Source organism: Tannerella forsythia, from assembly GCF_003860135.1.
Lineage (GTDB): Bacteria > Bacteroidota > Bacteroidia > Bacteroidales > Tannerellaceae > Tannerella > Tannerella forsythia_A.
Map to the genome: position 1 here is coordinate 1 of NZ_RQYN01000075.1, position 8,816 is coordinate 8,816.

The window sequence follows — 8,816 nt, forward strand, 5'->3', positions numbered from 1 at the left end:
TCCCGCAAATTGTTTCTAATAAATCTGTGTGAAGATTTATTTCCCGCAAATTGTTTCTAATAAATCTGTGTGAAGATTTATTTCCCGCAAATTGTTTCTAATCAACCTGCGTGAAGATTTATTTTCGATCTTTCCCATACGCGGAAACGTCGAGATAAAAAAATCTCCGGAAGCCTCTCTGCTTTCGGAGATTCGGTGCGGCTGAAGGGACTCGAACCCCCACGCCGTGAAGCATCAGATCCTAAGTCTGACGTGGCTACCAATTACACCACAGCCGCTCAATTCTGCGACAAAGATACGAAAAAACAGGAACAATCGTGTTGGCTCTACAGAAAAATCATGCGTTGCGTTGTTTTCAGAAAAAAGCCGTCAGCCGCAGCCCGATGCCTAAATAGTCAAACGCCTGCTCGGCTTCCACCTGAAGAGATTCATCTTCTCCCTCTCGCAAGTTCTCACTGAGACGAAAATGAATCGTCGGACGCGAATAATTATAGTTGGTATAAAAGGAAAGTCCTAATTCATCATGAAATTTATACGTGATGGATGAGCCGAGGCATCCTCTCCAAGCCGTATGAGGTTTATAGGAAAGTATTTCTGCTTCTCTCTCTATTCCGGGAAACTCTTTTTCCAGCTCATAAAGTATCTTTCCTTTTGCTCCGAAAGCCAAACCGGTCTCGGCCTTCGCCATCAACAACCATCGATTCCCCAATTCGAGCGCATAATGAGGGCCTATGCCGATGTTTAGCGTACCGATGGATTCGGTTCTTAGCTTTACCTTGCCCAACTCAGGGTATTCTTCGTCCAGCAAAAAACCTTCCGATGTACTGATCGGGAAGCTCATAAAAGCAAATTCGCCTCCTATTCCCCAATGCTTGCCGATAAACCATGCCCCTTCAAATCCGCTTTCAAAGCCAAGTTTGGTGCGCGCCCCATTCTCCAGCAATCCCATCAGGTTGCGCATGGCTGTGGCGTTCCCTAACTTAACCGATAGATACGATGGGTGACCGTTTCCTTTCACATGAGACAACAGCCCGATATAATCACCTTCGTTTCCGTATAGTTTGTCGATAAAAAAATAACCGAGCTGAGTCGACAATATCCCGATTCCCGCACCGGCCAGTATATCAGGCATCCAATGTCTGTTATTCAGGCTTCGCCCCAATGCCGTAAACGTCGCCCCCGAATATCCCGCGATGCTGTAAAGCGGATTGACAAGGCCATATTCCTTGTGCATGAGGGTCGCGTTCGTAAAAGCCATGGCCGTATGTCCCGAAGGAAACGAATTTCGCGTGGAGCCGTCAGGCCGTTCTACTTTGGCTGTATATTTGATGGAATTGACGATCGCTCCCATAATGACTAAACTCGCACCGTGCGAAAAGAGCGTGCGCGACAGGCTATTCCGCCCTCGTACTTTTGCGAGCTTCATGCTGTAAACAGCGGCTGCCGGAGCATATTGCATATAATCGTCGAAGACATTCCTGAAACCGGGGATGTAGCGATTACGTTTTCTTCGGATGCTTTCCCGCTCTCCCCATGTCAGTGCCGAAGCTGCGAAAAATATCGTCGGCGCTAATCCGATTCTGACGGCCCGATGATCGAAGAACCTCTTTTGATCTTTCCGTAGCAGTAAAGACAACGTATCGTCGGCGATCTGTTCGGATAAAACAGGACTGACTTCAAGAGGCAGAGGATGATGTTGCTGCTGGGCGAACGTTACAGACGTAAAAAGACATAGAAATAACGTGATAATATTTTTGTCCAACAGGATTTTTGCCCGATGAAATGCTTGTAATTCTTTCATTATGCAGCCGTTTTATTGAAATAAACGTGGCAAAGATAGATCATTTCAAGCATCCGGCCATAAAAAAAGAGCTTTCGTTCAACATAAGCGAACGAAAGCTGCAATCTTCTATCAACAAAGGTGGATTAGAGTTCCACTCCTTTGTTTTTCATCGTCACATTCAACAAGCGAACATACTTCCGGTATTGTTCCTCTGTCAAAGTAGACTTCATCAATTTCAAATTTGCATAGATAGCCTTCTGAAATTTCTCCTTCCGGTTCCTTGGCGACGAGAATGAAGCCGAGTTCATCTGATCGGAGAAATGGTTGCAGATATCGGCCACTTGACCTGCCTGCCCGGAAGATAATTGCAAATAATGGCTGAGTTGGTTGATATTGACGTCAAAATTCCAACTTGTGCCACTTTCGGCGTCTCTTGCAAAGCTTGCGGCAGAAATACTCAACACCGCAAGTATTGTACATACTACTTTTTTCATAACCTAAATCAATCTGTTTTACCTAAAAAATCTGATACCTATTAAAATCCCCAAGAAACGCTTTTCTTCGGAATTGAGAGCGCAAAGATAAAAACATGTTTTACAACATACAATTATTTTTGGATATTTACGAATCGAAACAATCGACGAAAGACTTTTTAAATCTTGTCTGACAAGGCACGAAAAGTTGAGAGCATTTACTTTTCTATCGTGCACTTCGGTTATATTTCGTCAGTCCGTATACATCGCATTGACTACCTTTGCAAAGAAATGCACCTGTATGGTCGCGGTAGGACAGCCAAAAGAAACAGTACGAGGAACATGAATAATTTTGCAGCGATTGATGTCGAAACAGCCAATGAACACCGGAGCAGTATATGCAGTGTTGGGGTAGTGATTGTGAGGGACGGGCGGATCACCGATTCGTTCTATCACTTGATTCAGCCGGAACCGAATTACTATCAATACTGGAACACAAGGGTACACGGACTGACGGCGACAGACACGGATGCGGCGCCGGTCTTTCCGTTTGTCTGGCAGCAAATCGCTCCGCATATCGAAGGATTACCGCTCGTGGCACACAACTCCTCCTTCGACGAAAGCTGCCTGAAAGCCGTGTTTCGTGTGTACGGCATGGATTATCCCGACTACATATTTCATTGTACTTGCCGCGCATCGCGAAAGACGTGGCCCGAACTTCCCAATCATCAACTGCACACGGTTGCCCGAGCTTGCGGTTTTAACCTGACGCGACATCATCACGCTCTGGCCGATGCCGAAGCATGCGCAATCATCGCCGGAACTCTTTTCCGGTGATGTTCCGTTACGCTGAACCGACCATCGTTTGCGAGTCGATTGGCCAGACTTCTACGCTTACAATCTCCCGACGATTTTTTCGAGACGCATCCCGTGAGAGCCTTTTATCAAAATATGATAACCGCGTAACGGATCGGCTGCAAGGTAAGCCTCCAACGCTTCGACGGACGGAAAACCGTCATACTGCTTCCCACCGGCGGCCATCAATTGTTCGCCACAAAGAATGACCTTATCGAAGTGACAGGTTTTCAGCTGTTCGATCACGTCGGCATGCAATGCCTGACTCTCTTTGCCCAGTTCGCGCATATCGCCGAGGATAACGGCCTTGGGCGTGACATCCCATGCGGCAAAGTTTTCAAGCGCCACGCGCATGCTGCTCGGGTTGGCGTTGTACGCATCGATAATCAGGGTATTGTGCGCCGTCTTCTTCCATTGCGAACGGTTGTTCGTAGGCGTATATCCGGCGATCGCCCGGTTGATTTTCTCCGCAGAGACCTCGAATGTACGTCCGGCAGCGATCGCCGCTAATGCGTTCCACAAGTTATAGTCACCCACCAGCTGTGTATTGACGGTATGTAGATTCCCATCCTTTTGCCACCATTGAAACGAGAGAAACGGACGATTCTCGGTCACTCGTCCTGCTACGAATGTATCGTCTTGCATTTCTCGGCCATAAGCGATTTTTTCCAATCCGTGCGCTATTCCCTGCAACCATTCGTTCTCCTGATGAATAAAGATCTTTTTGCTTCCCGTACGCATAAAATCGTACAGTTCAGCCTTTGTTCGCACGACGTTTTCGAACGAGCCGAAACCTTCGAGGTGCGCCTGCCCGACATTCGTAATCAGTCCGTAGTCCGGCCGTACAAGCTGTGTCAACGCACGTATTTCGCCCGGATGATTCGCGCCCATCTCGATCACGGCGACATCATATTCATCCGTAAGACGAAGCAAAGTCAGCGGCACACCGATATGATTATTATAATTTCCGAGCGTATGAAGCGTCTTGTATTTTTCCGAAAGCACCGCCGCAAGCAACTCTTTCGTCGTTGTTTTGCCGTTTGTGCCCGTAATACCGATGATGGGGGTCCCAAGCTCTCGGCGATGATGCGCCGCAAGGCGTTGCAACGTATCGAGGACGCTGTCTGTTAAGATCGTTCGGTCGTTCTTCTGCTCGGCCGGATCGTCGACGATGGCATAAGCGCATCCCGACTCCAGAGCCTGTGCTGCAAAACGATTCCCGTCGAAGGTATCGCCTTTCAAAGCAAAGAAGAGAGAACCCGGAGGACAATTCCGGCTATCGGTCGTGACGCGAGGGTATTTTCGGAAAAGAGCGTATAAATCGTCTAAATTCATCTTCCTGTTCAATTATCACGCAAAAATAATATTATTTCCGTACTTTTGTGGGGAAACTTTTGAAAAAGGGAACCTGAATGAAGGAGAAATCAATCAATTTGAACGGACGGTTGTTATCGCTGAAGTCACCGGTTGTCATGGGGATTCTGAACGCGACGCCCGATTCGTTTTACGCAGGCAGCCGTCAGGCAACCGAGGCCGCCATAGCACAGCGCATCGAGACGATTCTGACCGAAGGCGGAACCATCGTCGACATCGGAGGCTACTCGTCCCGCCCGGACGCGGCTGAGGTTACGGAGGCTGACGAATGGCAACGGATTGAGCCTGCCCTGAAACGGATGCAAAAGGATTATCCCGATGTTCCCGTTTCCGTCGATACGTTTCGTACTGCGATCGCGCGACGAGCGGTCGAAGAGTACGGAGTAGCCATGATCAATGATATTTCGGGCGGCATGCTCGATGCACAGATGTTCGAGACCGTCGCGTCGCTTCAAGTACCATACATTCTGATGCACATGCGCGGAACCCCTCAGACCATGCAGCAGCATACGGACTATGACGATCTGATGGAAGAAATCATGCTTTATTTTGCTCAGAAAGTCAGGACACTCCGACAGCTGGGAGTGAATGACGTGATTCTCGATCCAGGCTTCGGATTCGCCAAAACTCTTGGACAGAACTACGAACTGATGCGATCGTTAACTGAATTTTCGCTCCATTTTGAAACGCCTCTGCTGGTCGGAATCTCTCGAAAAAGCATGATATATAAATTGTTGAATACAACTCCAGAGAACAGTCTGAATGGCACGACTGTATTGAATACGTACGCCCTCCTGAACGGTGCCGACATCCTGCGTGTGCACGATGTGAAGGCCGCTGCCGAAGCCATAGAAATCGTCAAACAACTCACGCTATCTTAATCAAGCGCTATGTGGGTCTCTTTCGGAATTAAAGACGCATTAGACGTCTTGCTGGTAGCGTTCTTTACGTATCAGATTTATAAACTGATGAAAAGCTCGGGGACACTTACGGTCTTCAGCGGAATCGTATCGGTGGTCATCGTTTGGGTCTTGGTCTCTCAGGTACTGGAGATGCGACTCATGGGAGCCATCCTCGATAAGTTTATCAGCGTCGGCTTTCTGGTATTGGTTATTCTTTTTCAGGATGATATTCGTCGTTTTCTGGTCGCGCTCGGTTCGAACCGCGGATGGAAATTCCTCGCGAAAATATTCTCCAGAAAAGATGCCGAAACGGAAGAGCAACAAAAATATATCGCTCCGGTTGTATTGGCCTGTATGAATCTGGCACGCAAAAAAGCGGGGGCATTGATCGTCATCCAGCGCGAGATGGATTTATCTGCGTATATCCATACCGGCGAAATCTTCACAGCCGATGTCAATACCCGTCTGATCGAAAACATCTTTTTCAAGAACAGCCCATTGCACGATGGAGCAATGATTATCGTTGACGGAAAAATCAAGGCGGCCGGTTGCATTCTCCCCGTGGCACAGAGCTTGAAACTGTCGAAAGACATGGGGCTTCGCCACCGTTCGGGCGTAGGGATGTCAAAAGAAACGGATGCGATAGTCATCATTGTTTCCGAAGAACGCGGAATCATATCCGTAGCCCATAACGGAAAGATCAGCATCAACCTCTCTGCTGAAGATTTGCAGCAAATCTTGTCGGGCGACAAGGAAATTTAGTATGTTAAATAAATTGAATTTAGGGGCAATCCATAAATAATTCTCTTTTTGCAAACTGTACTTTGCAATTTTTAGTACATTTGTAGCAAAATAATGCACATATCATAGAAGAACTTACGTAACATTATAATATAAAGAAGTATTTATTCCATGGATTTAATTCAAAGTATCGTAGAGCGTGCCCAAGCAAACAGGCAACGCATCGTGCTTCCCGAAGGAACGGAAGAACGTACATTGAAAGCCGCCGACCGACTGATTGCCGACGGAGTAGCAGATATTATCCTGATCGGCTCGCCGACAGAGATTAGCCGGTTAGCCGGTGAATTCGGACTGAAACATATCGGCAAGGCGACCATCGTCGACCCGAAGAATCATGCGAAGAAACAAGAATATGCCGACTTGCTGCTCGAATTGCGTCGGGCCAAAGGGATGACACCGGAGAAAGCCGCTCAATTAGTTGAAAATCCGTTATACCTCGGCTGTCTGATGATCAAGGCAGGCGATGCGGATGGTGAAATTGCGGGAGCACAGCATACGACGGGCGATGTGCTTCGTCCGGCGTTACAGATTATCCGTACCGTTCCGGGTATCAATTGCGTATCGGGAGCTTATCTGATGTTTGTAAATGATTCGTCGTACGGAAAGGATGGTCTGCTGATCTTCGCCGATTGCGCGGTGATCCCGAATCCGACAGCGCAGGAGCTGGCGCAGATCGCGATCTCTTCGGCGCAGACGGCACGCGCCATGGCCGGTGTAGAACCGACCGTCGCGATGTTGAGCTTCTCGACGAAAGGCAGTGCCTCGCACGAGATGGTCGACAAGGTAGTTGAGGCGACAAGGCTGGCCAAAGAGATGGACCCGACGCTAAAGATCGACGGTGAATTGCAGGCCGATGCGGCGCTTGTACCGGCTGTGGGTGCACATAAAGCGCCGGGCAGCGCGGTAGCCGGAAAAGCCAACGTGCTTGTGTTCCCATCGCTCGAGGTAGGCAATATCGGGTACAAGCTCGTACAACGTTTGGGCGGCGCACAAGCCGTCGGACCGATTTTACAAGGTATGGCAGCACCGGTCAATGACTTGTCGCGCGGTTGCTCGGTAGATGATTTGTATTACATGGCGGCCATTTCGTGCAATCAGGCCATCGCACAAAAGAAGGAGGAAGGCGTATGAAAACATTAGTCCTGAATTGCGGAAGCAGTTCGATCAAGTATAAGCTCTTCGACATGACCTCCGGCGAGGTGATGGCACAGGGAGGACTCGAAAAAGTAGGTCTCGAAGGTTCGTTTCTGAAATTTACGGATAAGAACGGAGAGAAAGTCGTACTCGAAAAAGACATTCCCGACCATGAGGTAGGGATCGAATTTATCCTGAAGACATTAACAGACGCTACTTACGGGTGCATTCAGAGTTTCAAGGAGATTGACGCCGTGGGTCACCGTGTCGTGCACGGAGCGGAAGAGTTCGCTTCGAGTGTATTGATCACCAAAGAGCTGCTTGCAAAAGTGGTAGAGTGTTCCGCGCTTGCTCCGCTCCATAACCCGGCGAATCTGCTCGGTATCGAAGCGATGGAGAAAATCCTCCCGGGCACCCCGCAAGTGGCAGTGTTCGACACCGCTTTCCACCAGACGATGCCCGATTATGCCTATATGTACGCCTTGCCTTACCGTATGTATACGGAATACGGTGTGCGTCGCTACGGCTTTCACGGAACGAGCCATCGATACGTTTCGCGTCGCGCCTGCGAGATCCTCGGCGTGCCTTACGAAACGCAGCGTATCATTACGGCGCATATCGGAAATGGCGGCTCGATCACTGCCGTTAAAAACGGCAAGTCAATCGATACATCGATGGGAATGACGCCGACCGAAGGGCTGATGATGGGTACGCGTTGCGGCGACGTCGATGCCGGAGCGCTTTCGTTTATCATGAACAAGGAAGGGCTTGACGCCGACGGGCTGTCGACCCTGATTAATAAGCAGAGCGGGGTAGCCGGCTTCTCGGAGATGTCGTCCGATATGCGCGATATCGAAAGCGCGATGTATAACGGTGATCCGCGTGCCATCCTGACCCTCAAGATGTATAATTACCGTATCAAAAAATACGTCGGCGCGTATGCGGCGGCCATGGGCGGGCTCGACATCCTTGTATTCACCGGCGGCGTGGGAGAGAATCAATGGTCTACACGTGCCGAGGTGTGTGAAAACATGGAGTTTCTCGGCATCGAGTTCGATACGAAGAAGAACGAGAATGAGCGAGGCCGTGAAATCGTTCTCAGCAAACCGGAGAGCCGGGTGAAGGTGCTCGTGGTCCCGACCGACGAAGAATATATGATCGCGTCGGATACGCAAGCCATTCTCGAAGGCAAACCTATACGTTAACATCCTCCACAGCTTACATAAAACAGAGGATGAAAGCATCGTCGGCACGTTGCCGGGGGTGCTTTCTTTTTTTGAGGCCTACGGCCGCCGTCATCCCCCCCTGCGAGCTCTTAGCGTAGTTGAATAAGCCCAGATTCCGCGATAGAAAAAATCTTATCTTTGCATTTTACAATTTCTAACGCGTAGCGATAGAGAAAAAAGCTGTATGAAGTTCGAGTTATCCTTTACCAATAAAGAGATTACGCCCTGGGGCGGAATGGTGTTTTTGAAGCAAATGTTAGACAAAATC

8 protein-coding genes and 1 tRNA gene are annotated in these 8,816 nt (G+C 49.0%); 5 read left to right on the forward strand and 4 right to left on the reverse strand.

All coding sequences use genetic code 11. The features are described from left to right. Nucleotides 1–196 precede the first annotated feature (196 nt). The 3 genes from EII41_RS12690 to EII41_RS12700 form a co-directional block, all read right to left on the reverse strand. Nucleotides 197–278, reverse strand: a tRNA-Leu gene (locus EII41_RS12690). Between the two features lie 77 nt (nucleotides 279–355). Beyond that, nucleotides 356–1,801, reverse strand: a complete 1,446-nt coding sequence (locus EII41_RS12695; protein WP_124790889.1) for a phosphatase PAP2 family protein — start codon at nucleotides 1,799–1,801, stop codon at nucleotides 356–358. 125 nt (nucleotides 1,802–1,926) lie between these two features. Beyond that, a complete protein-coding gene (locus tag EII41_RS12700) occupies nucleotides 1,927–2,277 on the reverse strand; it encodes a hypothetical protein (RefSeq protein ID WP_124790890.1) in 351 nt (116 codons plus the stop codon). Between the two features lie 321 nt (nucleotides 2,278–2,598). On the opposite strand from EII41_RS12700, the gene EII41_RS12705 reads away from it, so the two are divergent. Further along, nucleotides 2,599–3,093, forward strand: coding sequence for a 3'-5' exonuclease (locus EII41_RS12705; protein WP_124790891.1), 495 nt, complete (start codon nucleotides 2,599–2,601; stop codon nucleotides 3,091–3,093). A 57-nt stretch (nucleotides 3,094–3,150) separates the two neighbouring features. Here the strand turns inward: EII41_RS12705 and EII41_RS12710 are convergent, their stop codons facing one another. After that, the gene (locus EII41_RS12710) at nucleotides 3,151–4,446 is read right to left on the reverse strand and encodes a UDP-N-acetylmuramoyl-tripeptide--D-alanyl-D-alanine ligase (protein ID WP_124790892.1); all 1,296 of its coding nucleotides are present in this window, start codon (nucleotides 4,444–4,446) and stop codon (nucleotides 3,151–3,153) included. A 77-nt stretch (nucleotides 4,447–4,523) separates the two neighbouring features. Between EII41_RS12710 and folP the strand changes: the two genes are divergently transcribed. From folP to EII41_RS12730, 4 genes are all read left to right on the forward strand, one after another. After that, on the forward strand, nucleotides 4,524–5,366 hold the full coding sequence (gene folP / locus EII41_RS12715) for a dihydropteroate synthase (RefSeq protein ID WP_124790893.1): 843 nt from the start codon (nucleotides 4,524–4,526) through the stop codon (nucleotides 5,364–5,366). Between the two features lie 9 nt (nucleotides 5,367–5,375). Next, nucleotides 5,376–6,149, forward strand: coding sequence for a diadenylate cyclase CdaA (cdaA, locus tag EII41_RS12720; protein ID WP_124790894.1), 774 nt, complete (start codon nucleotides 5,376–5,378; stop codon nucleotides 6,147–6,149). Nucleotides 6,150–6,299: 150 nt separating this feature from the next. After that, on the forward strand, nucleotides 6,300–7,319 hold the full coding sequence (gene pta / locus EII41_RS12725; RefSeq protein WP_124790895.1) for a phosphate acetyltransferase: 1,020 nt from the start codon (nucleotides 6,300–6,302) through the stop codon (nucleotides 7,317–7,319). Next, nucleotides 7,316–8,527 (forward strand): acetate/propionate family kinase, encoded by a 1,212-nt coding sequence (locus EII41_RS12730; protein ID WP_124752070.1) that lies wholly within the window; start codon nucleotides 7,316–7,318, stop codon nucleotides 8,525–8,527. The genes pta and EII41_RS12730 overlap by 4 nt, the downstream gene beginning before the upstream one ends. Nucleotides 8,528–8,816: the final 289 nt, after the last annotated feature.

Bases quoted from the DNA above. Each gene is read 5' to 3' on its own strand.
- EII41_RS12695 (WP_124790889.1), bottom strand. From the start codon at position 1,801: ATGAAAGAATTACAAGCATTTCATCGGGCAAAAATCCTGTTGGACAAA.
- EII41_RS12700 (WP_124790890.1), bottom strand. From the start codon at position 2,277: ATGAAAAAAGTAGTATGTACAATACTTGCGGTGTTGAGTATTTCTGCC.
- EII41_RS12705 (WP_124790891.1), top strand. From the start codon at position 2,599: ATGAATAATTTTGCAGCGATTGATGTCGAAACAGCCAATGAACACCGG.
- EII41_RS12710 (WP_124790892.1), bottom strand. From the start codon at position 4,446: ATGAATTTAGACGATTTATACGCTCTTTTCCGAAAATACCCTCGCGTC.
- folP (WP_124790893.1), top strand. From the start codon at position 4,524: ATGAAGGAGAAATCAATCAATTTGAACGGACGGTTGTTATCGCTGAAG.
- cdaA (WP_124790894.1), top strand. From the start codon at position 5,376: ATGTGGGTCTCTTTCGGAATTAAAGACGCATTAGACGTCTTGCTGGTA.
- pta (WP_124790895.1), top strand. From the start codon at position 6,300: ATGGATTTAATTCAAAGTATCGTAGAGCGTGCCCAAGCAAACAGGCAA.
- EII41_RS12730 (WP_124752070.1), top strand. From the start codon at position 7,316: ATGAAAACATTAGTCCTGAATTGCGGAAGCAGTTCGATCAAGTATAAG.